The sequence below is a fragment of the Streptomyces sp. NPDC001663 genome, assembly GCF_042893105.1.
GTDB lineage: Bacteria > Actinomycetota > Actinomycetes > Streptomycetales > Streptomycetaceae > Streptomyces.
In genome coordinates, this window is the sequence record NZ_JBIAUR010000007.1 from 310,393 (window position 1) to 335,804 (window position 25,412).

General features: G+C 71.1%; 20 protein-coding genes. 9 read left to right on the forward strand and 11 right to left on the reverse strand.

Going from position 1 to position 25,412, the window contains the following annotated elements; translation table 11 throughout:
* The first annotated feature begins 48 nt into the window (after positions 1–48).
* Positions 49–879 (forward strand): endonuclease/exonuclease/phosphatase family protein, encoded by an 831-nt coding sequence (locus ACFY1L_RS23990; RefSeq protein ID WP_388827758.1) that lies wholly within the window; start codon positions 49–51, stop codon positions 877–879.
* Positions 880–928: 49 nt separating this feature from the next.
* Here ACFY1L_RS23990 and ACFY1L_RS23995 read toward each other — a convergent pair whose 3' ends face one another.
* Positions 929–2,323 carry a CehA/McbA family metallohydrolase gene (locus ACFY1L_RS23995; RefSeq protein ID WP_388827761.1) on the reverse strand — a complete coding sequence of 465 codons (1,395 nt, stop codon included), beginning with the start codon at positions 2,321–2,323 and terminating at the stop codon, positions 929–931.
* A gap of 99 nt (positions 2,324–2,422) precedes the next feature.
* Between ACFY1L_RS23995 and ACFY1L_RS24000 the strand changes: the two genes are divergently transcribed.
* From ACFY1L_RS24000 to ACFY1L_RS24010, 3 genes are all read left to right on the forward strand, one after another.
* Positions 2,423–3,289, forward strand: a complete 867-nt coding sequence (locus ACFY1L_RS24000) for an LLM class F420-dependent oxidoreductase (RefSeq protein WP_388827765.1) — start codon at positions 2,423–2,425, stop codon at positions 3,287–3,289.
* Between the two features lie 68 nt (positions 3,290–3,357).
* A complete protein-coding gene (locus tag ACFY1L_RS24005) occupies positions 3,358–5,940 on the forward strand; it encodes a bifunctional FO biosynthesis protein CofGH (protein ID WP_388827768.1) in 2,583 nt (860 codons plus the stop codon).
* Positions 5,941–6,024: 84 nt separating this feature from the next.
* Complete coding sequence (locus tag ACFY1L_RS24010) at positions 6,025–6,588, forward strand: hypothetical protein (RefSeq protein WP_388827770.1); 564 nt, start codon at positions 6,025–6,027, stop codon at positions 6,586–6,588.
* 13 nt (positions 6,589–6,601) lie between these two features.
* Here the strand turns inward: ACFY1L_RS24010 and ACFY1L_RS24015 are convergent, their stop codons facing one another.
* The gene (locus tag ACFY1L_RS24015; protein ID WP_388827773.1) at positions 6,602–7,111 is read right to left on the reverse strand and encodes a DUF2165 domain-containing protein; all 510 of its coding nucleotides are present in this window, start codon (positions 7,109–7,111) and stop codon (positions 6,602–6,604) included.
* 92 nt (positions 7,112–7,203) lie between these two features.
* On the opposite strand from ACFY1L_RS24015, the gene ACFY1L_RS24020 reads away from it, so the two are divergent.
* Positions 7,204–10,503, forward strand: a complete 3,300-nt coding sequence (locus tag ACFY1L_RS24020; RefSeq protein WP_388827776.1) for a tetratricopeptide repeat protein — start codon at positions 7,204–7,206, stop codon at positions 10,501–10,503.
* A 9-nt stretch (positions 10,504–10,512) separates the two neighbouring features.
* Here ACFY1L_RS24020 and ACFY1L_RS24025 read toward each other — a convergent pair whose 3' ends face one another.
* Positions 10,513–10,944 (reverse strand): SAM-dependent methyltransferase, encoded by a 432-nt coding sequence (locus tag ACFY1L_RS24025; RefSeq protein ID WP_388827779.1) that lies wholly within the window; start codon positions 10,942–10,944, stop codon positions 10,513–10,515.
* A 156-nt stretch (positions 10,945–11,100) separates the two neighbouring features.
* Here ACFY1L_RS24025 and ACFY1L_RS24030 point away from each other — a divergent pair, with 156 nt between their 5' ends.
* A complete protein-coding gene (locus ACFY1L_RS24030) occupies positions 11,101–12,222 on the forward strand; it encodes an ADP-ribosylglycohydrolase family protein (RefSeq protein WP_388827782.1) in 1,122 nt (373 codons plus the stop codon).
* A 22-nt stretch (positions 12,223–12,244) separates the two neighbouring features.
* On the opposite strand, the gene ACFY1L_RS24035 is transcribed toward ACFY1L_RS24030, so the two are convergent.
* Both ACFY1L_RS24035 and ACFY1L_RS24040 read right to left on the reverse strand, forming a co-directional pair.
* Positions 12,245–13,822, reverse strand: a complete 1,578-nt coding sequence (locus ACFY1L_RS24035) for a sodium:solute symporter family protein (RefSeq protein WP_388827785.1) — start codon at positions 13,820–13,822, stop codon at positions 12,245–12,247.
* Positions 13,823–13,947: 125 nt separating this feature from the next.
* Positions 13,948–14,733, reverse strand: coding sequence for an SDR family oxidoreductase (locus ACFY1L_RS24040; RefSeq protein WP_388827788.1), 786 nt, complete (start codon positions 14,731–14,733; stop codon positions 13,948–13,950).
* Between the two features lie 80 nt (positions 14,734–14,813).
* Here ACFY1L_RS24040 and ACFY1L_RS24045 point away from each other — a divergent pair, with 80 nt between their 5' ends.
* Positions 14,814–15,653, forward strand: a complete 840-nt coding sequence (locus tag ACFY1L_RS24045) for a hypothetical protein (RefSeq protein WP_388827791.1) — start codon at positions 14,814–14,816, stop codon at positions 15,651–15,653.
* A 176-nt stretch (positions 15,654–15,829) separates the two neighbouring features.
* On the opposite strand, the gene ACFY1L_RS24050 is transcribed toward ACFY1L_RS24045, so the two are convergent.
* From ACFY1L_RS24050 to ACFY1L_RS24060, 3 genes are all read right to left on the reverse strand, one after another.
* On the reverse strand, positions 15,830–16,021 hold the full coding sequence (locus ACFY1L_RS24050; RefSeq protein WP_388827794.1) for a DUF397 domain-containing protein: 192 nt from the start codon (positions 16,019–16,021) through the stop codon (positions 15,830–15,832).
* A 214-nt stretch (positions 16,022–16,235) separates the two neighbouring features.
* Positions 16,236–17,093, reverse strand: a complete 858-nt coding sequence (locus tag ACFY1L_RS24055; RefSeq protein WP_361260094.1) for a helix-turn-helix transcriptional regulator — start codon at positions 17,091–17,093, stop codon at positions 16,236–16,238.
* 289 nt (positions 17,094–17,382) lie between these two features.
* Entirely contained in the window at positions 17,383–18,141 is a 759-nt protein-coding gene (locus ACFY1L_RS24060) for a GPP34 family phosphoprotein (protein WP_361260096.1), read from the reverse strand.
* A 220-nt stretch (positions 18,142–18,361) separates the two neighbouring features.
* On the opposite strand from ACFY1L_RS24060, the gene ACFY1L_RS24065 reads away from it, so the two are divergent.
* Complete coding sequence (locus ACFY1L_RS24065) at positions 18,362–20,887, forward strand: D-alanyl-D-alanine carboxypeptidase (protein WP_388827797.1); 2,526 nt, start codon at positions 18,362–18,364, stop codon at positions 20,885–20,887.
* A gap of 214 nt (positions 20,888–21,101) precedes the next feature.
* Positions 21,102–22,961: an MFS transporter gene (locus ACFY1L_RS24070; RefSeq protein WP_388827799.1), complete on the forward strand. Its 1,860-nt coding sequence runs from the start codon at positions 21,102–21,104 to the stop codon at positions 22,959–22,961.
* A gap of 4 nt (positions 22,962–22,965) precedes the next feature.
* Here ACFY1L_RS24070 and ACFY1L_RS24075 read toward each other — a convergent pair whose 3' ends face one another.
* The 3 genes from ACFY1L_RS24075 to ACFY1L_RS24085 are packed head-to-tail and all read right to left on the reverse strand — an operon-like array spanning position 22,966 to position 25,390.
* On the reverse strand, positions 22,966–23,832 hold the full coding sequence (locus ACFY1L_RS24075; protein ID WP_388827801.1) for a MerR family transcriptional regulator: 867 nt from the start codon (positions 23,830–23,832) through the stop codon (positions 22,966–22,968).
* Positions 23,833–23,889: 57 nt separating this feature from the next.
* Entirely contained in the window at positions 23,890–24,396 is a 507-nt protein-coding gene (locus ACFY1L_RS24080; RefSeq protein ID WP_388827804.1) for a glutathione peroxidase, read from the reverse strand.
* Positions 24,397–24,406: 10 nt separating this feature from the next.
* Positions 24,407–25,390 (reverse strand): ArsR/SmtB family transcription factor, encoded by a 984-nt coding sequence (locus ACFY1L_RS24085; protein ID WP_388827807.1) that lies wholly within the window; start codon positions 25,388–25,390, stop codon positions 24,407–24,409.
* Positions 25,391–25,412 lie beyond the last annotated feature (22 nt).

Genomic DNA, 25,412 nt, shown 5'->3' on the forward strand with positions numbered 1-25,412 from the left:
GTGCTCTTCAATGTCTCGCACGTTCCCCCGAGGAGAGACGGTGGGCCCATGCGGGTCGTGACCTGGAACCTGTGGTGGCGGTTCGGGCCGTGGCAGGAGCGGCAGAAGGCGATCCTCGCCGCGCTGCGCGACCTGCGGCCCGATGTCGTGGGTCTGCAGGAGGTGTGGGCCGCCGACGGCGAGAACCTCGCCGAATGGCTGGCCGGTGAACTCGGCCTGCACTGGACATGGGCCGCCTCCCACGCCTCCGAGCGATGGCAGCGGCGGATCGGGGAGCCCGGGGTCGAGGTGGGCAACGCCGTGCTGAGCCGCTGGCCCGTCGCCGAGCAGGAGGTGCTGCGGCTGCCCGCCCCCGCCGACCTCGACGACGGACGGCTCGCCCTTTACGCCCGCCTCGACGCCCCCGGTCACCAAGTGCCCTTCTTCACCGTCCACTTGACCTCCCCCCTGCACGCCTCGGCCGTCCGCCGCGCACAGGTCACCGCCCTCGCCGAGTTCGTCGCCGCCCACCGCCACGGCACCGACTTCCCGCCCGTCGTCACCGGCGACTTCAACGCCCCACCCGATGCGGACGAGATCCGGCTGTTCGGGGGGACCCGGACGGCGCCCGTCGTACCCGGGCAGGCGTTCTTCGACGCGTGGGACTACGCCGATCCGGCGGCCCCGTCGGCCACTTGGGACCACACGAACCCGTATGTGCATCCGGGCCTGGGGCCGAGCAGTCGTATCGACTACATCCATGTGGGCGGTCCGGCCGGGCCCGACGGCATCGGTACGGTGCGGGGCGTACGGCGGGCCGGGGACGGGCCGGTGGACGGGGTCTGGCCGTCCGACCACGCGGCGGTCGTAGCCGATCTGGAATTCCCTCAATTGCCTTGACGCCGGCGTGAGTCGGACATCACCTACGAACTCTCGGGAGCCCGCAGCGTCATGGCCCCAGGAAGACCGGATTGGTGAACGCCGCCATACTCCCCGGCACCGGCCCCATCGCCGTCTCGTGCCGTACCTCCGCCCGCACATAGGCCGCGTACGAGGCCGTCGTACGCCACTCCACCGTCCCCGCACCCGTCACCGGCAGCGGCTCGCCGGCGAACAGCACCCCCTGGTCGGTCACGAACCGCACCACGCAGCGCGGGGCGCCCGTGACCTCGGCGCGCACGGTGACCGGCGTCTCGGCGTCCTCGACCGCCAACCGCTCCCCGATACCGGCGAGTTCACCGCCCTCCGTGCTCACCGTGAAGGACAGCGACACGTTCTTCGACTCGGCGACGTACGACCGCCCCGCCCGGATGCCGGCCAGGATCGCCTCCCGGGTCAGCTCCTCGGCGAACACGACGGTCTGCGGCAGCCCCACCGCGTCCGGGGGCCGGTGCGCGTCGCTGTTGCCCATCGCCGGGAGCCACTCCCGGTCGCCGTCCCGCACGGCCGCCACCAGCGCGCCGTCCCACGCCGCGAGCGCCACCTCGTCGTCGGGCGTCCAGGGACCGTTCCACACCTCCACGGCGTCCGCCTCGCCGAACCCGAACTTCCAGGCGCAGCCGATGCACGTGGCGTACGGATGGGCGGGGACGACCAGGCCGCCGGCCCGCCGGATCCCCCGCGCGAAGTGCCCGAACCGGCCGTCCCGGGCCCGGTAGCGCCAGTCCACGAAGGTGCCGGGGTCCGTGCCCAGCGCCAGCACGTGCCCGTTGCGGGTCGTGACCTCCTCGCCGAGCAGGATCAGCAGGTCGTCGCCCGCCTCGGGGGCCCAATGGGCGTGCGATGCCTGTGTGTTGTGGTCCGACGAGTTGATGAAGTCCAGGCCCGCCGACCGGGCGAGCGCCGCGATCTCGGCCGGCGTCCGGCGGCCGTCCGAGTGCCAGGAGTGCAGGTGACAGTCGCCCCGGTACCAGGCCCGCCCCCGGCCCGCCGCCCGCGAGGGCGGATACACCGGCGCGGGCGTCTCGCCGGGCTCACCCTGCGTCAGCGTGACCGTGATCTCGTACGACAGCCCCTGCGGAGCGACCGTGTACGGGCCCAGCGCGATGTGCCAGGTGCCCTCCCGCACCGGCCCGGGGACGTACCCCGGCGTGGCCTCTTCGGCGCGGATGAAGAACTCCGAGCGCGCCCCGCCCGACCAGCCCCGGAACCCCTCGCCGCCCAGCTCCGTGCCGCGCTCGTCGAAGACGCCGATGTCGAGCGCGTTGCCCGGGGTGCCGGGCGGGACGGACGGCTTGTCGTAGGTGTAGGAGACCTTCAACTCGCGGACGCCGGAGGGAACTTCGAAGGGTACGTACACGTAGTCCGGGGAGCCGGGAAGCAGAGTGCCGCGCAACGTCGTCACCCCCTCAACGTAGACCGCACCAAGGGGTGCGGGGAACCGACAAAGGACAACCAACCGGTTGGTATGGACATCTCGCCCTCCCGCCGGTACAGATGAGACATGCGAATCGCCGTAACGATCTTCCTCACCGACGAGACCATCGCCCCCGTCCGGCTCGCCCGTGAGCTGGAGTCGCGCGGTTTCGCCGGCCTCTACCTGCCCGAGCACACGCACATCCCGGTGGAGCGTGCTACCCCGTACCCGGCGGGCGGCGACCTGCCGCCCGAGTACGGCCGCACCCTCGACCCCTTCGTCGCGCTCGGCCAGGCCGCCGCGGTGACCGAGCGCCTGGGCCTCGGCACCGGCATCACGCTGGTCGCCCAGCACGACCCGATCGACCTCGCCAAGCAGATCGCGACCCTCGACCACCTCTCCGCCGGCCGTTTCACCCTCGGCCTCGGCTTCGGCTGGAACGTCGAGGAGGCCGACGACCACGGCGTCGAGTGGCGTACGCGGCGGGAGCTGGTACGGGACCGCATGGCACTGATGCGTGCGCTGTGGAGCGACGAACCCACCGCGTACGAGGGGGAGTTCGGCGGGGTACGGGCCTCGTACGCCCACCCGAAGCCGGTGCAGAAGGCGCGCGGCCCGGTCGTCGGCCCGCGCACGCTCGTCGGCGGGGCGGCCGGCCCGAAGCTCTTCGCCCACATCTGCGAGTACGCCGACGGCTGGATGCCCATCGGTGGCCGCGGCCTGACGGAGTCGCTGCCGGTGCTGCGCGCGGCCTGGACCGACGCGGGCCGCGACCCGTCCGCCCTCCAGATCGTCCCGTACGCCGTCTTCCCGACTCCCGGCAAGCTCGCGCACTACGCGGAGCTGGGCATCGAGGAGGTCGTCGTCCAACTGCCGCCGGCGGGGGAGACGGAGGTGCTGCGGGTGCTGGACGAGTACGGGACCTTCCTGACCGATTCCAGTGACACCGTGTGACGAATGGGGTTCCGGTGGATGAGCCGGTGCCCTCTTTGGCCTGATCAACCCGAACGTATGCTCAAAGAATGACGACTTCCGCGACCGGAACCGGCCCCACCGAGAACTCCATGCGTCGCGCCCTCAAACGCGCCCGGGACGGCGTCGCCCTCGATGTCACCGAGGCGGCCGTCCTGCTCCAGGCCCGCGGCGAGGCCCTCGAGGACCTCGCCGCGTCCGCCGCCCGGGTGCGCGACGCGGGCCTCGAGGCGGCCGGCCGCCCCGGCGTCATCACGTACTCGAAGAGCGTCTTCATCCCCCTCACCCGGCTGTGCCGGGACAAATGCCACTACTGCACCTTCGTCACCGTCCCCGGCAAGCTGCGCCGCGCCGGGCACGGGATGTTCATGTCGCCGGACGAGGTCCTCGACATCGCCCGCAAGGGCGCCGCGCTCGGCTGCAAGGAAGCCCTGATCACCCTCGGCGACAAGCCGGAGGAGCGGTGGCCGGAGGCCCGGGAGTGGCTCGACGCGCACGGGTACGACGACACCATCGCGTATGTCCGTGCCATCTCCATCCGGATCCTGGAGGAGACGGGGCTGCTGCCCCACCTCAACCCCGGGGTCATGTCCTGGACCGACTTCCAGCGTCTCAAGCCGGTCGCCCCGAGCATGGGCATGATGCTGGAGACGACGGCGACCCGCCTCTGGTCCGAGCCCGGCGGCCCGCACTACGGCTCTCCCGACAAGGAGCCCGCCGTACGGCTGCGGGTGCTGGAGGACGCCGGCCGTTCCTCCGTCCCCTTCACGTCCGGGATCCTGATCGGCATCGGCGAGACGTACGAGGAGCGCGCGGAGTCCCTCTTCGCGCTGCGGCGCGTGTCGCGGTCGTACCACGGCATCCAGGAGCTGATCATCCAGAACTTCCGCGCCAAGCCGGACACCGCGATGCGCGGCATGCCGGACGCGGAGCTGGACGAGCTGGTCGCGACGGTGGCGGTGGCACGGCTCATCATGGGCCCGGCGGCCTGTCTGCAGGCCCCGCCCAACCTGGTCGACAGCGAGTACGAGCGGCTGATCGGAGCCGGCATCGACGACTGGGGCGGCGTCTCCCCGCTGACGATCGACCATGTGAACCCCGAGCGCCCCTGGCCGCAGATCGAGGAGCTCACCGAGCGCTCGCGCGCCGCCGGCTTCGAGCTGCGCGAACGGCTCTGCGTGTACCCGGAGTTCGTGCAGCGCGGCGAGCCCTGGCTGGACCCGCGGCTGCGCCCGCACGTACGCGCACTGGCGGACCCGGAGACCGGCCTTGCGCGACCGGACGCGACCGTCGAGGGCCACCCGTGGCAGGAGCCCGAGGAGGCGTTCGTCTCCTCCGGCCGTACGGATCTGCACACCACCATCGACACCGAGGGCCGTACGTCCGACCGCCGCGACGACTTCGACGAGGTGTACGGCGACTGGGCCGCCCTGCGCGAGGCGGCCGCGCCCGGCATGGTGCCCGAGCGCATCGACACGGACGTACGGGCGGCGCTGGCGACGGCGGCCGACGACCCGACGAAGCTGACCGACGACGAGGCCCTCGCCCTGCTGCACGCGGACGGCCCGGCGCTGGACGCGCTGACCCGGATAGCGGACGACGTGCGCAGGTCGGCGGTCGGCGACGACGTGACGTACATCGTCACCCGGAACATCAACTTCACCAACGTCTGCTACACGGGCTGCCGCTTCTGTGCCTTCGCGCAGCGCCGCACGGACGCCGACGCGTACACGCTCTCCCTGGAGCAGGTCGCCGACCGCGCCCAGCAGGCCTGGGACCTGGGCGCGGTGGAGGTCTGCATGCAGGGCGGCATCCACCCCGACCTGCCGGGTACGGCGTACTTCGACATCGCGAAGGCGGTGAAGTCCCGGGTCCCCGGCATGCACGTCCACGCCTTCTCGCCGATGGAGGTCGTGAACGGCGCGACCCGCACCGGCATGTCCATCCGCGAGTGGCTGAGCGCGGCGAAGGAGGCCGGGCTGGACTCCATCCCCGGCACGGCGGCGGAGATCCTCGACGACGAGGTCCGGTGGGTCCTCACCAAGGGCAAGCTGCCGACGGCGACCTGGATCGAGGTCGTCACGACCGCGCACGAGCTGGGCATCCGGTCTTCGTCGACGATGATGTACGGCCACGTGGACCAGCCGAGGCACTGGCTCGGGCACCTGCGCACGCTGGCCGGGATCCAGCAACGCACGGGCGGCTTCACGGAGTTCGTGACGCTCCCCTTCATCCACACCAACGCCCCGGTGTACCTGGCGGGCATCTCCCGCCCGGGCCCGACGACCCGCGACAACCGCGCGGTGACGGCGATGGCGCGGCTGCTGCTCCACCCCTGGATCCCCAACATCCAGACCAGCTGGGTGAAGCTCGGCACGGAGGGCGCGGCGGAGATGCTCCGCTCCGGCGCGAACGACCTGGGCGGCACGCTGATGGAGGAGACGATCTCCCGGATGGCCGGCTCCTCCTACGGCTCGTACAAGTCGGTCAAGGACCTGATCGCGGTGGCGGACGCGGCGGGCCGCCCGGCGAAGCCGCGCACGACGCTGTACGGCGAGGTGCCCCAGGAGCGGCAGCGGGCGGCGTCGGTGTCGGACGGGCACCTGCCGGAGCTGCTGCCGGTGCTGGACTGAGAGCCGGCCTGAGGGGAAGGGCGTCGAGACGGGGGCCGGTACGATGATCGGGCCCCCGTTCGGCGGGGACCCTTAGCTGAGGAGATGCGTGCCGTGCCAGCCCCGAAGGTCTGGGTGACCGGTCTCACGGTGGGAGCGATCGCCGCTGTCGTCGTCCTGGCCGTGCAGGCCGACAAGGGAACGAAGCCCCACGCGGTCGCCGCCCGGCCGGGCTCGTCGGCGTCGCCGGGCGCGCATCCCACGCCCACGAAGACCGCGCCGCCGGCGGCGGTGCCGGACGGCTCCGGCACCGGCCGCCGCATCGTCTACTCCCTGGGGAAGAAGACCGTGTGGCTGGTCGACGGGAGCGACGCGGCCCGCCGTACGTTCGCGGTGTGGCCGGGGACGGTGAGCCCGGAACCGGGCACGTACACGGTCGGCACGCGCGCCGAGGGCCCGCTGACCGGCTCGGACGGCGTGAAGATCGAGCACATCGTGTACTTCTCGGCCAAGTCCGGCGTCAACATCGCCTTCTCCAACGCGGTCGACGGCTCGTCCCCGCCGCCCGCGTCCGGTACGCAGACGGGCGGCATCCGGATGCGGACGGCGGACGGGGCGGCCGTGTGGACGTTCGGGACGGCGGGCACGAAGGTGGCAGTGGTCAAGTAGCCGCCACAGGCGGTCAGTTGCTGTCCGTCCGCCGGTCGCTCAGCAGCACCACGAGCAGCGAGATCCCGCTGAACACGAACACCCGCAGTGCGGCGTCGAGCCCGTTCCAGGTCTTCGACTGCCACATGGAGAACCACTCCCCGCCGATGGCGATGAACCCGGCACCGAAGAGCAGCAACAGCATCAGCAGCCCGTAGGTGGAGATGCTGCGGGCACGGGCGTAGTCGCGCCGGGCCCAGAGCCAGGTGCCGTACATGAGGACGAGCGCGGCGAGGGTCTCCCAGGCGATGATGGCGATGTAAGCGGCGTTCTGCAGACCCTTGTTGGTGATCGCTCTCCACATCAGGTCGTCGTCCTTGAACGTGGTGTCCATGGCCAGGACATGCTGGACGAACGCCTGGTTCGTCCCGAAGTCGGTGATGTTCCCGAAGGCGACGAGCGCTATGTAGAGCGCGACGCCGGCGGTGAGGAGCGCGGCTGTGAGGGTGAGTGCGCGCGTGGGGGGAGTTGCGTTGGTGGACATGACAGCAATCTTCCCCTTGGTGATCAGTGCGGCGGCGCATATTGAGCCAGAATGGTGCGCGGACGGGCCGGGACGAGGGGACGGACGTACACATGGCGCAGGCGGATCCGTCGATGCAGGAGCTGGACCGGCGGAGCACACGGGCCGGGTTCGTCGGCCGGGAGGCCGAATGTGCCGCGTTCCTGCGCAACTTCGACATCCCGCTCGACGACGGCCGCCATCGCTTCCGCTTCCATGTGCACGGTCCCGCCGGGGTCGGGAAGACCTCCCTGGTCCGGGAGTGGAGGCATCTGGCGCGTGAGCGCGGGGCGTTGACGGTGTACGTCGGCGACGGCGCCGGAAGCGTGCCCGGAGCCCTGGAAGTGATGTGCCGTCAGTTCGCCGGTCAGGGGCGGCGGTTGAAGGCGCTGGAGCGGAGGCTCGCCACCTACCGTGACCGGCGGCGCGAGGCGGAGGCGGCCGCTCTCGCCGCGTCGTCCCCCGAGCCGCAGACACCGTCGGCGGGCAGCATGGCCGCGGTGGAGTTGGGCATCGGGGTGCTGGACGCGACCGTGCCGTTCGCCGGCATGGTCACCAGGGCCGTCCCCGCGGACCGGCTCGCCCAGGGCGCGGACCGGCTGCGGGCCGGGCTCGGCGCACGCTTCCGCAACCAGGACGACGCGGACCTGGTGGTGACACCGGAGAAGGTGCTCACCCCGCTCCTGCTCCGTGAACTGCGGGACGCCGCCTCCGCGGCCCCGTGGATCGTCCTGTTCTTCGACACGTACGAGCGCACCGGACCGTATCTCGAGCCGTGGCTGCACGAGATGCTCATGGCGGACGAGGCGGACCGGCGGCTGCCCGCCACCCTCGTCGTGGTCACCGCCGGGCAGCGCCCCCTGGACCCCGTGCGCGGAGGCGGCCTGCACTCCGTGGCGGATGTGCCGCTGGAGCCGTTCACCGAGGCGGAGGCGCGGCGGCTGCTCGCCGGGCGCGGGGTCGTGGCCGAGCCGGTCGTCGAGGAGGTCCTGCGGCTCACCGGCGGCCTGCCGGTGCTCGTGTCGACGCTCGCGGAGAACCGCCCCGGCGGCCCGGACAACGTACGCGACCCGAGCACCACCGCCGTCGGCCGGTTCCTGGACCGGGAGCCGAAGGTCCGCCGTGACGTCGCCACGCTCTGCGCACTGCCCCGGTGGCTGGACGCGGACGTGTTCCGGGTCCTGGTCGACCGCCCCGACGACGAACGGGACGAGCTGTACGAGTGGTTGACGGGGCTGCCCTTCGTCGACCAGGGCGGGGAGCGGACGCAGTACCACGACGTCGTACGGGCGCAGATGCTGCGGCTGGAGCGACGCCAGTCCCCGCGCACCTGGGCGCCGCGGCACCGGAAGCTCGCGGAGGCCTATGGCGAGTGGCGCGCCGACGCCGAGGCCGGCCGGGAGGAGGAGAGCCTGTGGTCGGACGAGGAGTGGCGCACACTCCTGCTGGAGGAGACGTACCACCTGCTCTGTGCCCGCCCGCCCGCGGCGCTCGCCGACGCGCTGCGGCGGTTCGTCGAGGCCTGCCATGACGCGGACGAGGTCGTCTGCCGCGGCTGGGCGCGGATGCTGGAGGACGCGGGCGCCGCGACGGAGCACCAGGTCCTGCTCGCATGGGGCCGGGAACTGGGCGAGGCGCTCGCGGACGACGAGTCCGGGCCGACCAGGGCGATGGACCTGCTTCTGGCCCGTCCGGGACTCGATGCCGACGGCCGGGCGCTGGCGCACGTGCTGCGGGCCAGGGAACTGCGCCGAGGCCGGGAGTACGCACGGGCCCTGGCGGAGCTGGATCACGCGATCGAGCTCGATCCGCAGCAGCACCTGGTCCACTACGGCCGCGGTCTCACCCTCCAGCTGATGGACGACTTCCCGGCGGCGCTGGCCGCCTTCGACCGGGCGGCCGAACTGGCCCCCGACACCGGGTGGATCCTCGCCGAGCGGGCGGAGACCTATCGGCTGGCGGCCCGCTTCGAGGAGGCCCTCGCCGACTTCGACCGGGCCATCGCCCTCGACCCGACCGACGCCGCTGCGCTGACCGGGCGAGCCGTGTGCCGGCACACTCTCGGGCAGTACGACGCCTCGCTCGCCGACTTCGACCGGGCGCTGAGCATCGACGGGGACGACCTGTGGACGCTGGTGCGCCGGGCCCGCCTGCGCCGTTCCCGGGGCGAACTGGACCAGGCGTTCGCCGAGTTCGACCGGGTGGTCGCGCAGGCACCGGACGTGGCGTGGATCGCGTCGGAACGGGGCGACGTCTACCGCCTCGCGGGCCGGTTCGAGGACGCCGTCGCGGAGCTGGGCCGGGCCGTCGCGCTCGAGCCCGACTACCCCTCGGCCCTCGCGAGCAGGGGAGCGGCCCTCCACGAACTGGGCCGGGACGAGGAGGCGTCGGCCGACCTCGACCGTGCCGTCGAGCTGAAGCCCGACTACGCCTGGGCCGTGTGGATGCGGTCCCGCGTGCGCGGCCGGCTGGGCGACCGGGAGGGCATGTTCGAGGACCTGCACCGGGCGGTCGGCCTGGCTCCCGATGTGGAGTCCTTCAGCCACGACCTGGGGGAGGAGTACCGGATCGAGGACCGGTACGAGGACGCGATCGCCGTCTTCCGCCGCGTCCTGGAACGGAATCCCGACTACGAACCCGCGTTGGCCAGTCTCGGAGCGGTCCACCGCGAACGGAAGGAGAACCAGGAGGCTCTCCGGTGTCTGGACCGGGCCGTGGAGCTGGATCCGGAGTACGGGTGGGCCTACCACCGGCGGGCGGAAGTCCTGGTGGCCATCGGGCGGAGCGAGCAGGCGGTGGCCGATCTGGACCGGTGCGTCGCCCTGGACGAATCGCCGGTCTGGGCGCGCCGAAGGGCCGTGGAGGTGCTGATCCTGTCCGGCCGCTGGGACGAGGCGACGACCCGGCTCGCCGAGGCGGAACGGGCGGCGAGGCCCGAGGACGACCTGGACGACCTCCGCGCCGAAGTGCACCGCCACAGCGGGCAGTGGGCACAGGCCCGACGGATCGCCGAGGCACTGTGCGAGTCCCATCCGCCCTTCGGGGCCCTCCAACTGGCGCTCACCATCGGCCGTTCCGAGGGACTACGGGCCGCGGTACCGCAGTGGCGGGAGCTGCTCCGGCTCGTGCGCGAGGGCGGTGAACTGAGCGAGCTGGAGCGTGCGGAGGGCCGATGCTTCATCGCCTGTGCCCTCGGCGACTGGGCGGAGGCCGACCAGGGCCTGGCGGAGTTCCTGGCCCTGGCCCCCGACTGGGACGAGCTCGCGGAGCTCGCAGGCATCCTCACCGAACTCCTCCAGAGCCCCGAGGCCGACGGAACCCGCCTCACCCCCTACCTGACGACGGTCACCCAGGCCCGGGACGCCGTCCAGTAGAGCCGCATGTCAGCGTGGCAGTCGGAGCTCGGCCATGGCCGCCCCGTCCCCGACCATCAGCCGTCCCGCAGGCGTGAGGGCGGCCGCGATCCGGGACAGGGCCCGGCGGCCGGCTTCGGGATGGCGGCCGTCCAGGGCTCCCACCCTGACCGCGAAGGCCAGGTCGAACGGGGGCCGGCCCGCCGGGAGCGTGAAGTCCTCCGCGGCCACCTGCTCGAAGGCCAGACGGCCGCTTGAGATCTCGGCCGCGGATCCCGCTACGGCCTGTGCGATCGCGCGGGGCGAACGGTCGATGGCGTGGACGTGGCCGTCCCCGATCCTGCGGACGACCTCACGGGCCGCGGCGCCGGGCCCGCAGCCGATCTCCAGGACCCGCATCCCCGCGCGCAGCGGCAGCGCATCGACGACGGCGCGGAGCCGGTCGGACAGATCCCGCGTCATTTCTTCAGGGTACGAGCCGGACATCCGTCGACAACCGACCACTCGTGATCACTCCGGCCACATGCCCCATACCAAATCGCCCCCTGAACGGACCGTTCCTGTTCGATTACAGTGCTGAGCTGTCATGAGTCGGGCGGTGCCATCGGGGAGGTCTTGGTGAGTGCGACAACCGGGGCCATATGGGGCCGTGTCGAACAGCAGGACTTCCGTAGCCGAGTGCGCGGGACCCTGCTCGGCGCTGCCGTCGGGGACGCGCTGGGGGCGCCCGTCGACGGGCTCGACCTCGACGGGATCCGGGAGGCGTACGGCGCCGAGGGCGTCGTGGACCTCGCCTTCGCGTACGGCAGACGCGGCGCCGTCACCCATCTCACGCAGCTCACCCTCTTCTCCGTCGACGGGCTGATACGCGCCCAGGTGAGACGGGACACGGGGGCCTGGCATCCGCCCACCGATCTGCACCGGGCGTATCTGCGCTGGGCGGCCACGCAGCGCGACTGGGGGCCCGACGAGCGCCGTAAGGACGACGGGTGGCTCGCCCGGGAGGAGTGGCTGTACGCCCGCCGGGACCCGACCCGCCCGCTGCTCCTCGGGTTCGGGGACGAGAACATGGGCACCCTGGACGCGCCCAAGAACCCCACCGAGGTCGGGCCCGAGGCGGCCGCCCGGTCCGCGCCCTTCGGGCTGCTGGTCGGCTGGGAGCCGCAGCTGGTCATGCAGCTGGCGGTGGAGTGCGCGGCGCAGTCCCACGGGCACCCGATGGCCTACCTGTCGGCGGGCGCGTACGCCGTCGTCGTGCACGGGCTGGCCCGCGGCGAGAGCCTCGACGGCGCCGTCCAGCGGGCCCTCGCGCTGCTCGCCGCGCGGCCGGTGCACCAGTCGGTCTCGGACGCGCTGCAGCACGCACTGGGTGCGGTACGGCAGGGCATGCCGACGCCGGTCCGGGTGGCCGAACTCGCGGGGGACGGTACGGCGGAGGGGGTGCTGGCGGCCGCCGTGTACTGCGCGCTGGTCGGCGAGGACGTCCGGCACGGGCTGTGCCTCGCCGTGAACCACGACGGCCCCTCCGGCGCCACGGGCGCCCTGACCGGCGGCCTGCTCGGCGCCCTGCACGGCGAAACGGCCCTCCCGCCGGCCTGGCTGGCCGAACTGGAGGGCCGCCCGACCCTGCTGGAACTGGCCGACGACTTCGCCATGGAGATGACCCAGGGCCCGGCCCTGCACGGCCCCGCGGGCTCCTCACCGGGCTGGCTGGCGAGGTATCCGCGGGGCCAGGGCTAGCACCGCCCGGGCGTCGGCCCGGTCAGTCCTTCACCGGTGTCCGGCCCACCGCGTCCTCCACGTCCTGAGCCGGAGTCGGGATCGCGGCCGCCGCCGTGCCGTCGTCGTCCGTGTTGACGCGGTCGATGATCGCGAGGCGGTCCGGGGTGTCCTCGGGCTTGAGGTAGCCGATGAGGATGTAGAGGATCAAGGAGACGGCCAGCGGGACCGAGACCTGGTACTGCAGCGGGACACCGCCCTTGACGTTCCAGTTGATCGGGTAGTTGACCAGCCAGAAGGCCAGCAGACCCATCGACCAGCTGGTCAGCGCCGCCGTCGGGCCGGAGCGGCGGAACGGGCGCAGCAGGCCCAGCATCATCGGGATCGCGATCGGGCCCATCAGACCCGCGACCCACTTGATGACCACCGTGATGATGTCCTTGAAGGTCGGCGAGTTGACCTGCGTCGCCACCGACATCGACAGACCGAGGAAGATCACGGTCGTGACGCGGGCGGCGATCAGACCGGACCGCTGACCCCACTCCCGGGCCCGCTGCGAGATCACCGGCGCCACGTCCCGGGTGAAGACGGCCGCGATCGCGTTGGCGTCGGAGGAGCACATGGCCATCGTGTGCGAGAAGAAGCCGACGATGACCAGGCCCAACAGGCCGTGCGGGATGAGCTGTTCGGTCATCAGGCCGTAGGAGTCGGAGCCGTCCGGCTTCTGGGCGTGGACCAGCAGCGGGGACATCCACATCGGGAAGAACAGGACCACGGGCCAGACCAGCCACAGGATCGCGGAGAGACGGGCCGAGCGCTCGGCCTCCCGCGGGCTGCCCGTCGCCATGTAGCGCTGGGCCTGGTTGAGCATGCCGCCGTTGTACTCGAAGAGCTTGATGAAGAGGAAGGCGAGCAGGAAGACCGTGCCGTAGGGCCCGACCAGCGGCTTGCCGTGGCCGTGCAGGGCCGGCTCGTCCCAGGCGCCGAAGAAGCCGATGCCCTTGTCGTTCAGCTTCAGGACGACGGCGACGAACATCGTGACGCCCGCCAGCAACTGGATGACGAACTGGCCGAGTTCGGTCAGTGCGTCCGCCCACAGGCCGCCGATCGTGCAGTACACCGCGGTGATGGCGCCGGTGATGAGGATGCCCTGGTTGAGGGAGAGGCCGGTGAACACCGACAGCAGCGTTGCGATGGCTGCCCACTTAGCGCCCACGTCGACGATCTTCAGCAGCATGCCGGACCAGACGAGGGCCTGCTGGGTCTTCAGGTCGTAACGGTTCTTCAAGTACTCGAGGGGCGAGGCCACATGGAGCCGCGAGCGCAGCCGGTTGATGCGCGGCGCGAACAGCTTCGAGCCGATGGCGATGCCCAGCGCGATCGGGAAGGACCACGTCACGAAGGACGTCACGCCGTAGGTGTAGGCGATGCCCGCGTAGCCCGTGAACATCACCGCGCTGTAGCCCGACATGTGGTGCGAGATGCCGGACAGCCACCAGGGCATCTTGCCGCCGGCCGTGAAGAAGTCGCTGACGTCGTCCACCCGCTTGTGCGACCAGACGCCGATCGCCACCATCACGCCGAAATAGCCGATGAGCACGGCCCAGTCGAGACCGTTCATGTACGCCTCCCAAGGGTCAGCCCGGCGCTCATCGTGTGCGTTGCCGCGTGAACACGACAAGTGAGCGGAAGGTCAAAGGGAGGTAAAAGTATTCGGATTGATGGTTCTGGTTCACCTATGTGAACTCATCGCATCAGCTCCCCGGCGTTGACCAGCAAGGACTGTCCGGTGATCGCCCGTGCCCGATCCGACGCCAAGAACACCGCCGCGTCCGCGACATCCCCGTCCGTGGCGAGAACGGGCAGCGCCATGCGAGAGGTCAGCCGCTTCAGTACGTCGGCTTCCGGCACCTTCTCCGTCTGCGCCGTGAACTGGACGTACGCCTGCACCGGCGGTCCCCACATCCAGCCCGGCAGCACGGTGTTGACCCTGATCCGGTGCGGGCCGAGCTCCCGGGCGAGGGAGTACATCGCGCTCGTCAGTGCCCCCTTCGAGGCCGCGTACGCCGCCTGGCGCACCTGGGAGGGGGCGGCGACGGCGGACTGCGTACCGATGAACACCACCGAGCCGCCGCACACTTTCAGCGCCGGCAGACACGCCCGCGTCATCCGCAGCGAACCCAGCAGGTTCACGTCGATCACCGACTGCCAGGTGGTGAAGTCCGCGTCTTCCACGCCGCCGAAGTAGCTGTCCCAGGCGGCGACCTGGACGACCGCGTCGATCCGGCCGAAGCGCTCCTGTGCAAGCGCCGCGAGCGCCTCGCACTGCGCCTCGTCCGTGATGTCGGTCGGGCGGTACGCCGTGTGCGCCCCGTCCGGATCGATCTCGGCGGCGCTCTTGGCGAGATGCGCCTCCGTGCGCGCCCCGAGCACCGCGTTGCCCCCGTCGCGCACGACCGCCGCCGCGACCTGATGACCGAGCCCGGCGCCGACTCCCGAGACGACGACGGTCTTGCCCGCGAGCAGTGACATCCGAGCCTCCGGGGGTATGGCCAATTATCTGACGGGGCGTCAGAGTATGGGCGACCGACGGAGGACGGAAGGGGAACGACGTGAGTGAGGAAACCCGCAGCGACGTGTACGCCGAGCTGGCCGCCGTCGGGCCCTACGGAGTCCGCCCCGGCCATGCCCTGATCACCATGGTCGAGCCGCACCCGGGCCACGAGTACGCCTACAACCGCTGGTACGAGGACGACCACTACTACGCCGGCGCGATGGCCATGCCCTGGATGTACGCCGGGCGCCGCTGGGTGGCCACCCGCGATCTCCAACTCCTGCGCTACCCCGAGAAGTCGGCGATCGCCCAGCCGGTCACCGCCGGCTGCTACATCTCGACGTACTGGATCACGGACGGCCGCTACGACGACCACATGAAGTGGACCGTCGCGATCAACAAGCGGCTCAACCGCGATGCGCGGGTCTACCAGGACCGTACGCACGTCTTCACGGCGTTCCAGGACCACGAGGGGACGGTGTACCGCGACGGGGCCGCCGGGCCCCGCGACTTCCATGCCCTCGACCATCCCTACGCCGGCCTCGTCGTCGAGGTGATCGACGCCGAATCGGCCGAGCAGCGCGCCGAGTTGCTGGAATGGCTGCGATCGCGCCATCTGCCGAAGCGGGTGGCGGGCTCACCGGCCGCGATGGTGACCGTCTTCCGGCCGACCCCGCTGCCGGGCGACCGCATGACGTACGTGAAGCAGGTCGAGGGCGTGGACACGAGGCTGACGCTGCTGTGGTTCCTGGAGGCGGATCCGCGGGAGTGCTGGGAGGCGTACTACGCGGACCTGGACGCGCCGGTGCGGGAGGCGGGGCTGGGGAGGGTGGAGCTGGTGGCGCCGTTCGTACCGACCGTGCCGGGGACGGACAAGTACGTCGACCGGTTGCGGTAGGGCGCTTCATGGCGCTTCAGGGCGTTTGGGTCCGGGTCAGGGGCTTCGACGTCCGGGCACAAGCCGAGCCCCCTCGGCAAGGACGGCGAACTGGACGAGAGGGCTCTTCCTGTGCTGCTTGTGAAGTTGTCGTTGTGGTCGGTGAACGCGGCCGAGGATCAGGAAGGACCCTCCCCCTACGCCTTGATCGAGCCGACGAAGGTGTTCCACGCGTCGGCGGGGAAAGCCAGTACGGGACCCTCGGGGACCTTGGAGTCCCGGACGGCCATCGCCGTGCGAACCGGTGACTTGATCTCGACGCACGCGCCGTTGCCCGTGGAGTACGAGGACTTGGTCCACGTGTCCGTGGCGCCCTGACGAATTGCCATTTTTGCTCCGGAATGCCAGTTGTTGAGTTGCTGTCACCGCACGACGCGTTCGACTCCGAACCCACAGCGCGGTTTGCGCCAACCTTTGGTGTGTGGTGGCGTGATCGACGCTACTCGCCAACCTCGGCGTACGAAGTGACCATTCACTCGACCGGGTGGCATATTCCAGGTGAGTCTTCCAGTCCACCCCCGGGAAGGTGTACGGTACGGCGCTTCAGCGGGCGTACTCCTTCGCGATGTCCGCGATGAACTGCCGTGACTGGTCCGGGTTGAGGGCCTGCGCCCTCAGGTGCTCGTACATCACGCTGTACTTCTGGACGTCGTTGGCCTTCTCCAGGTACAGGTCGCTGGTGACGCCCTCGATGTAGACGACGCTGGAGTCGGCCGCGTCGGGGAACTCCAGGATCGCGTACTGGCCGTTGAGGCCCGGGTGGGCGCCCATCTCGAAGGGGATCACCTGCACGGTGACGTGCGGCAGTTGGGACTGCTCGACGAGGTGCTCGAGCTGGTCGCGCATGAGGGAGCGGTTGCCCACCACGCGCTTCAGGGCCGCCTCGTCCATCACCGTCCACAGCCGGAGCGGGCTCTCCGGGGCGGTGATTCGTTCCTGCCGGCGCAGACGCACCTGGACACGCTTCTCGACGTCGGCGGCGGCCGTCTCCGGCAGGGCGCCCGCGATGAGGGCCTCGGCGTACTGCCGGGTCTGGAGCAGGCCGGGAACGACCTGCGGATCGTAGACCCGCAGACTCGCCGCGTCGGTCTCCAGGCCGATGTAGACGCTGTACGGGATGTCCCCGAAGGAATGCCACCACCCTTGCTGGCGGCTGTCCTTGGCCATCTGCATCAGCGAGTCCACGATGCGGTGGTCCTCGACCTCGTACACCCCGCACAGATCCCGCACATCGCGCTGGCTGATGCTCCGCCGTCCGTTCTCCAGCCGGCTGATCTTCGACTGCGACACCAGCAGCCGCTCGGCGACCTCTTCGGCCGTCATGCCCTTGAGCTCACGGAGCCGGCGCAGCTCCTGGCCCAGCCGGCGTCGCCTGACGGTGGGATTGACATTGGACGCCACGGGAACGTGCACCTCCGGCTGCGTGCCTGGACTGGCTGTACTTTGCCACTTTGCGTATCTGCTGTTGAGCAGACTGCCACCAAGGGGCTTACTACCGCTGGGAAACGGTGGATATGCGCTGCATGCGCGCCGGATCGCGGTGTGCGGGGGAAAACGGGCCACGAAAAGCGGCCCGCGCGGGGCGGCGGAACCGTTACGGCATCCGTAAGGACGGACGACGTACGGTCCCGTCACCCCGCGCGGGCCAGCGGCTCCCGTACCGGGTCTCGGGACGTCGTGGGACTGCGGCTCAGTGGGCCACGACGCGCGCCATGGATCCTCGGCGCGGCTGCATCGGAACACCACGAGCGGGTTCCGGTGCGGACCTGGCTGGTCCGGCGGCGGCCTGTCGGCCGGCCGGGGCCGGGCTGCGGCGCGGCTGGGCGGCCACACCGTTCTGGACGTCCATCACGGCGTGCGCGACGAGACCGCCCATGGGGTCGTGCCTGATCAGGTCCCGCAGCCGGGACCGGGACGACCGTCCCTCGTTCCCCGGATACAGGTGCTTGCCGAGGCCGACCGCGTGTGCCAGTGCGGCGAGCGCAGCGGTCCGCGGGTCCGGCGGTACGCCGGTGCGGATCGCGGAGTCCAGCCGGGCCCTGATCTCCCGGCTGATCTCGGTGTCCGTCGCCTGGTAGCGAGTCGTCGGCAGCACTCCGCACATCTGGCCCGCCACGGCATGCACCATGCCGCACCGCTCCAGATGCGAGAGGTAGGTCTGGCGCAGCCCGAGACGCGGCCCGCCAATCCAGTTCACTGCCCGCACGGGAGCGCCACGCCTTCGCAGCAACTCCAACGCGCAGTCCAATGTTGGATCTCCAGTCGGCCGTGGGGCTACCACGGCGATACGATCCCCGTCTGGGGCTATCCGTCCGGCCAGCGCCAGCTCCACTAGCTGCGCTCCGGCCAGACCGAGGTCGAGCGACTGCGGCTGTGCAGTGGTACCCGTGGCCGGGTCCAATGCCAGCAGCAGAAGCTCCTCCGGAAGTGTTCTGCGGCTCCTGCCCATCCATGCCTCCCCGCGTGGATGAAAGACAGGGTGACCCCTCTCACATTGGTCTGTCGAGGGTGCGTGACCTGTTTGTGAGGGAACCGGTAGGTATGTCGTTCTCGTCTACCGCAGGGGTTAAGCCCGCACACAGGACACTGGTACATGGTTCGGACAGCGCGATTCAGCGGTGTTGCGGGCGTCGGTTCACGGTTCGGTAGCCGCACGGACGACGTGCGGCATGGAGGAGGCATCGGTGGCGGGCGAGTCCCCCGACAGGTCGAAGCAGCGCGAGTCGTCGGCAGAACCGACGTCGGGGAGCAAGGGCGCGGTTCCCGAATCCGGCGCGCAGGAACGTGCAGCGAGCGATCCTCGCCTGGCGGTGGCCCGGGAGTCCGAGTCCCGGGGCGGCGTGGACACGGCGACGCGGGTGTTCTCGGTACGGGATCTGAAGACCGAGGCCGAGGAATCCGAGACGGAGGGTTCCTCGGCGACTGCGGGTGACGATGCGGTGGCTGAGGGTGCGGAGCCGGCCGACGACGCGGAATCGACCGAGGACGCGACTGCGACCGACGACGCGGATACGGCCGAGGGCGACGAGACCGGTGACGCGCGGCTCCGGGCGGCTGTGGCGGCGTGGGTCCGCTCGGGCGACTCCAAGGGCGCCGAGGACGCGGAGACGGCCGCTGAGGGCGACGAGGAGGCTGCCGCGGAGGCGGGGACCGACGCCGACGGTGACGCCGAGGACGAGCCCGCTGCGGGGGCCGGCGACGACGAGACGAAGGCCGAGGCTGAGCCCGACGCCGAGCCGGAGTCCGACACGGCCGCCGAGGCCGAGGTGGACGAGGCCCCCGAGGACACAGCCGCGGACACGGACGCCGACGAGGCTGCCGCCTCTGGGCCGGGTGCCGACGGCGAGGCTGCCGCCTCTGGGCCGGGTGCCGACGAGGAGTCTGCCGCCTCCGGCCTGGATGCCGAACACGAGCCTGGCGACCCCGGGCCGGGCGCCAACGACAAGGCCGCCGCCTCCGGGCCGGACGTCGACGACGAGGCTGTCGACCCCAAGGTGGACGCCGACGACGACTCTGCCGACCCCAAGGCGGACGCCGATGAGGAAGCGGGCGATCCCGAAGCGGACGCGTCCCCCGAATCCGACGACGAACCCGCAGCCGCCGACGGTGAGGAAGCCCCGAAGGGGCCACCCGCACCCGGCGACGAAAGCGGCACGGGTGGTGCGGGTGGGAACAAGAAGGCCGAAGGCGAAGCCAAGGCCGTCGACCAGCCCACCGCCATCTTCAAGCGCCCCACCAAGCCCCAGGTCGACCAGCCCACGACCATGCTCAAGCTCGGCGGTACCAAGCCCGCCGAGCCCTCCGCAGCCGAGCCCTCCGCAGCCGAGCGCACCAGCAAATTCGTAGCGCTCAAGCCGGACGTCACGGCCCCCGTCCCCCAGCTCGGCCCGGAGCGCACCGCCCAGCAGCCCCTCCCGCCCAAGCCCCCGCTGGACCTGCTCGCCGAGCTGACGAACACGCCTCCGCCCCCGGAGACCCCGGTCCGCACGATCGTCCGGCGGGTCAAGATCTGGACCCCGCTGGTCCTCCTCCTCGCGGTCGTCTTTGCGATCGTGCAGGCCGTACGCCCGCTCCCGACCCCCACCCTCGCGCTCACCGCCGACGACACGTACTCCTTCGACGGCACCAAGGCCGACCTTCCGTGGCCGAGCGAGGGCCAGGGCTGGATGGACGTCAACGGCATCGGCACGATGGGGAACTTCGGCAAGCAGACCTCCGTCCCCATCGGCTCCGTCGCCAAGGCCATGACCGCGTACATCGTCCTCAAGGACCACCCGCTGAAGTCGGGCCAGGAGGGCGAGAAGATCACGGTCGACGCCCTGGCGGAGAAGGAGGGCGGCTACGACAAGGACAACGAGTCCACCCTCAACACCGTCAAGAAGGGCGACGTCCTCACCGAGAAGCAGGCGCTGTCGGCTGTCATGATCCCGTCCGCGAACAACATTGCGCGTCTGCTGGCCCGTTGGGACGCGGGCTCCGAGGCGGCGTTCATCAAGAAGATGAACGACACCGCCAAGGAACTCGGGATGAAGAACACGACCTACACCGACGCCTCCGGTCTCAAGGAGTCCACCGTCTCCACCGCCGAGGACCAGGTGAAGCTCGGCAACGAGCTGGTGAAGATCCCGGCCCTGATGGACATCACGAAGCTGCCCAACTGGGTGGACCCGTCCGGCCAGAAGTGGCGCAACTACAACTCCCTCGTCCCCTACGACGGCGCCATCGGCATCAAGACGGGCACGACCAGCAAGGCCGGCGGCAACCTCCTCTTCGCCGCCACCAAGGAGGTCGGCGGCGAGACCGTCACCGTGGTCGGCGCGATCCTCGGCCAGCACACGGCGCCGATCATCGACACGGTGAACGCGGTCAGCAAGACCGCGATGCTCGCCGCACAGGACGCGCTGAAGTCGGCGAAGATCCTGAAGAAGGGCGACGTCGTCGGGTACGTGGACGACCAGCTCGGCGGCCACACCCCGATCGTGCTCACCAAGGACGTCACGGCGGTCGGCTGGGCCGGCTTCAAGGTGAAGCTGAACTTCGTCGCCGACGACGTACCGCACACCGCGAAGGCCGGCACCCGGGTGGGCACGCTCACCGTGGGCGACGGCACGAGCGGCGCCGTCAAGGTCCCCGTCGCGCTGCAGAAGGACCTGGCCGAACCGGGCTTCACGGCCAAGCTGAAGCGCCTCGGCTGATACCGGCCGAGTACCGGACGAGTACGACACCACCGCACCCCGTCGGCGTGCCCACCAGGGCGCTCACCGGCGGGGTGCGTGCTAGCGTCACGAAACGGGGCAGGCCGTCGCGCACGGGACGCGGGCGGGAAATCCCCGGGGACGTGGCGGCAACGGGCGGCCAACGGGACGCGTCCTAGAACAAAAGACGGGACAGCACGGGGAGTGCCTTCAGGTGGCCACTGCGGAGCCGACACGCGCCGACGACGCCGATCCGGGCAGGGGAGCCGGCCCGCGAATACGCGTGCCCGCACCCCGAGAGGAGAGCCGCGACAGCGGTCGTACGATTCCGCATCCGGAGCGTGCGGCTACGCGCGTCGTGCTCGCTCTGCGTGAGCGTCTCCTGCGGCACCCGGTGCTCTCGATGACCGCCCTGTCCGGCGCACTCCACATCGTGTGGTTCTTCACGTTCGCGAACAGCGGCGGCGACCTGGCGGCACAGGACGCGTGGGCCGAGTTCGTCGGCCGGCACCCGGACTCGGCGTACAACCTGGCCTGGTACGGCGGTATGCACCCGGTGTCGTACAGCGTGGTGTCGCCGTATCTGATGTCGGTGCTCGGGGTCCGTACGACGATGATGATCGCGGGGACGGTCTCGGCCGGTCTGCTGACGATGATCCTCATCCGCAGCCGGGCGGTGAAGAACCCGCTCTGGGCGTCGCTGGCGGGCCTGTTCGCGTTCCTGTGCAACGCGGCCTCGGGGCGGGTGACCTTCGGTCTCGGCACGATGTTCGCGCTGGCCGCGGTCGCCGTCGTCTTCTGCTGGCCCTACCGGTGGCGGTACAAGCGCTGGGCCAAGGCGCTGTGCGCGGCGCCGCTCGCCGCGCTCGCGACCATGTCGTCGCCGGTGGCGGGGCTGTTCGTCGGTCTGGTGGCCGTCGCGATGTTCCTGCAGAGACGCCGGCCCGGCGCCTGGGCCCTGGGCCTCGCCCCCGCCGCGGTCGTGGCGGTCTCGGCCTGGCTGTTCCCCTTCTCGGGCACCCAGCCGATGGTGATCGGTTCCGTCATCCTCCCGCTCCTGTACGCCGTCCTCGTCTTCGCGCTCGTCCCGAAGGACTGGACGACGGTCCGCCTGACGTCCGCGGTGTACGGCCTCTCGGTCGTCGGCGTCTGGCTGGTCAGCTCGCAGATCGGCTCCAACATCTCGCGGCTGGCGATGCTGTTCGCCGGTGTGGCGCTGATCGCGGCGCTTCCGTTCACGGTCCCCCGCTCCCGGAAGTGGTACGTGACGGTGCTGGCCTTCCTCGGCTTCGCCGGCTGGATCGGCTTCAAGTCGGTCGACGACATCCTCCACACCACGCCCGCGGCGGCCTGGGCGCGCGAACTCGCGCCGCTCGTCAACGAACTCCAGGACGTCGGCGCCGAGAAGGGCCGCGTCGAGGTCGTGCCGGCCCGCTCCCACATCGAAGCCTCCGCGCTCGCGCCGTACGTGAACCTGGCCCGCGGCTGGAACCGCCAGGCCGACATGGAGCGCAACCCCCTCTTCTACGACGACACGCTCAACTCGGCGAACTACCACGAGTGGCTGCAGCGCTGGGCGGTCCACTACGTCGTCCTGCCGAAGGACGAGCCGGACGGTGACGGCGGCGAGCGCGAGCGGCAGCTCGTCCAGCGGGGGATGCCGTATCTGAAGCAGATCTGGGGCGACGCCAGCTGGCAGCTGTTCAAGGTCACCGACCCGGCGCCGCTCGCCGAGCCCAACGCCGTGGTCGAGCGGGCCGAGCAGGGCGAGATGACGATGCGGGTCAAGGCGGCCGGCCGCGTCCTCATCCGCATCCCGTACTCGCCGTGGCTGAGCATCGTCGACGCCGAGGGCAAGAAGCTCAAGTCGCCCCAGGAGACCGAGGAGTCCAAGCATCGCGCCGAGGACACCCCGAAGACGTACGACAACCCCAACGGCTGCCTGATGGAGACGGAGAAGGACGCGAACGGCGACCAATGGACGATGCTCATCGCGCCGAAGGCGGGGACCTACCGGCTGGCGGCGCCCTACACGCTGCCGCGGGGCACGCCGTGCCCGGACGAGCTGAAGTGAGGCCTCACGTCACCGGAAACGCCACGTCGCACACCGCGTCCTCCGGGCCCGCCGCATCCCAGTCGGCGAAGTAGATCTCCCGGCACGGTCCCGCCTGCTTCAGCCCCTGGGCCGCGATCCACTGCTCCACCGCCTCGAAGGCGGCTCCGATCTGCGGGGCGGCCACCTGGGCCTTGGTGATTCGGGTGTACGCCAGCCGATGGGCCGGCTCGACCCGCACGGTGGTCTCCCAGGCCCTCCCGTGCTGCTCGGCCCACGCCTGCGCAGCCACCTCGTCCGCGACCGGCACGCAGGACTCGGCGGGCCCGTCGCTCTCCATGGACACCTCGGCGTAGTAGACGACGAAGGGCGCTCCCACGGCACCTCCGCAGGCGCCCGCCGCCTCCTCGAGGCGATCCAGCGACGCCCCGATCCAGGCGGGCAGCTCGTCCTGCAGCGTGTGCCGGGACTGGGTGATCACCACCTGCTCGGCCACGTCCACCGTCTCGACCACGAACTTCCCGTACATCTCGGAGCTCCTCCCCGACAGTCGTCCACGGAGGTACTCGGCCAGCGTCCGCTGTCCCGCGATGCGGGTCTCGACGTCCGACCAGTAGGCGGCGAGCAGGTCGGCGGCTGCCTCCCCGTCCGTCTCGACCACCTCGGCGATCCGGGCGAGCGGCATGTCGAGCTGCCGTAGCAGAGCGACCAGCCGGGCCCGTTCCACCTGGTCCGCGCGGTAGTAGCGGTAACCGCTGGCCCCGTCGACGTGTGCCGGTGCGAGCAGGCCCAGGCGGTCGTACAGCCGCAGTGCCTTCGGCGAGAGCCGGGCCCGTGCGGCGAACGCGCCGATGGTGAGCAGTTCGTCGTCCACGCGGACATCCTCCGTCACCGGGCGGGTCCTTTCCGCCCGGTGACGAGGAGGCTCAGCCCTGCCCCAGGGGCAAGGTCAAACGGCCAGCTGTGCCTCGAGCGCGGCGACCAGCTCGGCCGACTCCGGCTCGGTCTGCGGCGAGAAGCGCGCGACGACGGTGCCGTCCCGGCCGATCAGGAACTTCTCGAAGTTCCAGCGGATGTCGCCGCTGTGCCCCTCGGCATCGGCGAAGCCGACCAGACGGTCGTAGAGGGTGTGCCGGCCCTCGCCGTTCACCTCGACCTTCTCGGTCAGCGGGAAGGTCACGCCGTACGTCGCCGAGCAGAACTCGGCGATCTCCTCGGCGCTGCCGGGCTCCTGCCCGAGGAACTGGTTGCAGGGCACGCCGAGGACGGTGAAGCCCTTGTCCGCGTACTGCTTCTGGAGGTTCTCCAGACCCGTGTACTGCGGGGTCAGCCCGCACTTGGAGGCCACGTTCACGATGAGCACGGCCTTGCCCGCGTACTGCGAGAGGTCGGCGGAGCCGCCCTGGAGGGAGTCGATGTCGACGGCGAGGGGGGAGTTGCTGTCAGTGGTCGTCATGAAACGGATGCTAACTCCGGTATGTGTCGGGCCGTTGCTGGGCCTCCACGAGTACGTCTCCCGCCGCCGTCCGCCCGTACAGCACCGACCGCCCCGCCCGCCGCCGCTCCACCAGCCCGGCGTCCAGCAGCACGCGCAGATGCCGGCCGACCGAGCCGAGGGCCTGGCCGGTCACGGCGACCAACTGGCTGGTGCTCATCGGTGAGTCGAGCAGGACGAGCACCACGGCCCGCGCGGCGCCGAGCAGCGCGCCGAGGCTCGCGGGCACGCTCCGGGCGCCCGGGTCGGCGAGGGCGCCGGTGCAGCCGTAGACGATGGCGTACCGCGTCGGTTCCTCCCATGTCACCCAGCCGCGCCCCGGGGTGACCGGGACGAAGACGAGTTCGGCGCCGGAGATCTCGCGGGGCGGGCGCTCGAGCCGGTTCACCTGGAGCCGGTTGTCGCCGAGCCAGCGCGTCTGCCCCGGCGTCAGGGAGTCCAGGACGGCCGCCCAGCCGCCCCGGCTGACCTGTGCGGTCCGGGCGACCACGTCCGCCTCCAGGATGCGCCGCCGACGGTCCCAGTACGGCCGTACGGTCCGGGTCCAGACATGGGCCAGGAGCGCGGCCGCCCGCTCGGGGAGGTCGTCCCGCTCCAGAGCGGAGGGGAGCGGGCCGCGGAGGGAGACGCCGACATCGGCGCGGGCCCCGGCGGGGTCGGTCGCCCGGATCCGGGCCAGCGTCTCCTCGAGGGGCGCCCCGTCGCGCGGCAGCGGCGCGAGGAAGTCGGCGATCCAGGACGTGCCGACCGCGGAACGCACCAGCAGCCCGGTCACCGGGTCGGCCGCGAGGAGTGCGCGGTAGCCGGGCAGATGGGCGCGCAGCCAGGCCTCCTCGCCCGGATGGGCGGCGGTGCCCTTGTGCAGCAGCCGCAGGCTCGCGAAGGTCTCGGTGAACGGGCAGATCATGAACCGGCTGCGGACGAGGGTGTCGGCGTTCAGCTGCCACCAGCCCATCAACACCCCCGATGTTTCGCCG

Excerpts from the sequence above, each read along its gene's own strand:
- ACFY1L_RS23990 (WP_388827758.1), top strand. The coding sequence starts at position 49 with ATGCGGGTCGTGACCTGGAACCTGTGGTGGCGGTTCGGGCCGTGGCAG.
- ACFY1L_RS24000 (WP_388827765.1), top strand. The coding sequence starts at position 2,423 with ATGCGAATCGCCGTAACGATCTTCCTCACCGACGAGACCATCGCCCCC.
- ACFY1L_RS24005 (WP_388827768.1), top strand. The coding sequence starts at position 3,358 with ATGACGACTTCCGCGACCGGAACCGGCCCCACCGAGAACTCCATGCGT.
- ACFY1L_RS24010 (WP_388827770.1), top strand. The coding sequence starts at position 6,025 with ATGCGTGCCGTGCCAGCCCCGAAGGTCTGGGTGACCGGTCTCACGGTG.
- ACFY1L_RS24015 (WP_388827773.1), bottom strand. The coding sequence starts at position 7,111 with ATGTCCACCAACGCAACTCCCCCCACGCGCGCACTCACCCTCACAGCC.
- ACFY1L_RS24020 (WP_388827776.1), top strand. The coding sequence starts at position 7,204 with ATGGCGCAGGCGGATCCGTCGATGCAGGAGCTGGACCGGCGGAGCACA.
- ACFY1L_RS24025 (WP_388827779.1), bottom strand. The coding sequence starts at position 10,944 with ATGACGCGGGATCTGTCCGACCGGCTCCGCGCCGTCGTCGATGCGCTG.
- ACFY1L_RS24035 (WP_388827785.1), bottom strand. The coding sequence starts at position 13,822 with ATGAACGGTCTCGACTGGGCCGTGCTCATCGGCTATTTCGGCGTGATG.
- ACFY1L_RS24040 (WP_388827788.1), bottom strand. The coding sequence starts at position 14,733 with ATGTCACTGCTCGCGGGCAAGACCGTCGTCGTCTCGGGAGTCGGCGCC.
- ACFY1L_RS24050 (WP_388827794.1), bottom strand. The coding sequence starts at position 16,021 with ATGGCAATTCGTCAGGGCGCCACGGACACGTGGACCAAGTCCTCGTAC.
- ACFY1L_RS24060 (WP_361260096.1), bottom strand. The coding sequence starts at position 18,141 with ATGGGCAGGAGCCGCAGAACACTTCCGGAGGAGCTTCTGCTGCTGGCA.
- ACFY1L_RS24065 (WP_388827797.1), top strand. The coding sequence starts at position 18,362 with ATGGAGGAGGCATCGGTGGCGGGCGAGTCCCCCGACAGGTCGAAGCAG.
- ACFY1L_RS24080 (WP_388827804.1), bottom strand. The coding sequence starts at position 24,396 with ATGACGACCACTGACAGCAACTCCCCCCTCGCCGTCGACATCGACTCC.
- ACFY1L_RS24085 (WP_388827807.1), bottom strand. The coding sequence starts at position 25,390 with ATGGGCTGGTGGCAGCTGAACGCCGACACCCTCGTCCGCAGCCGGTTC.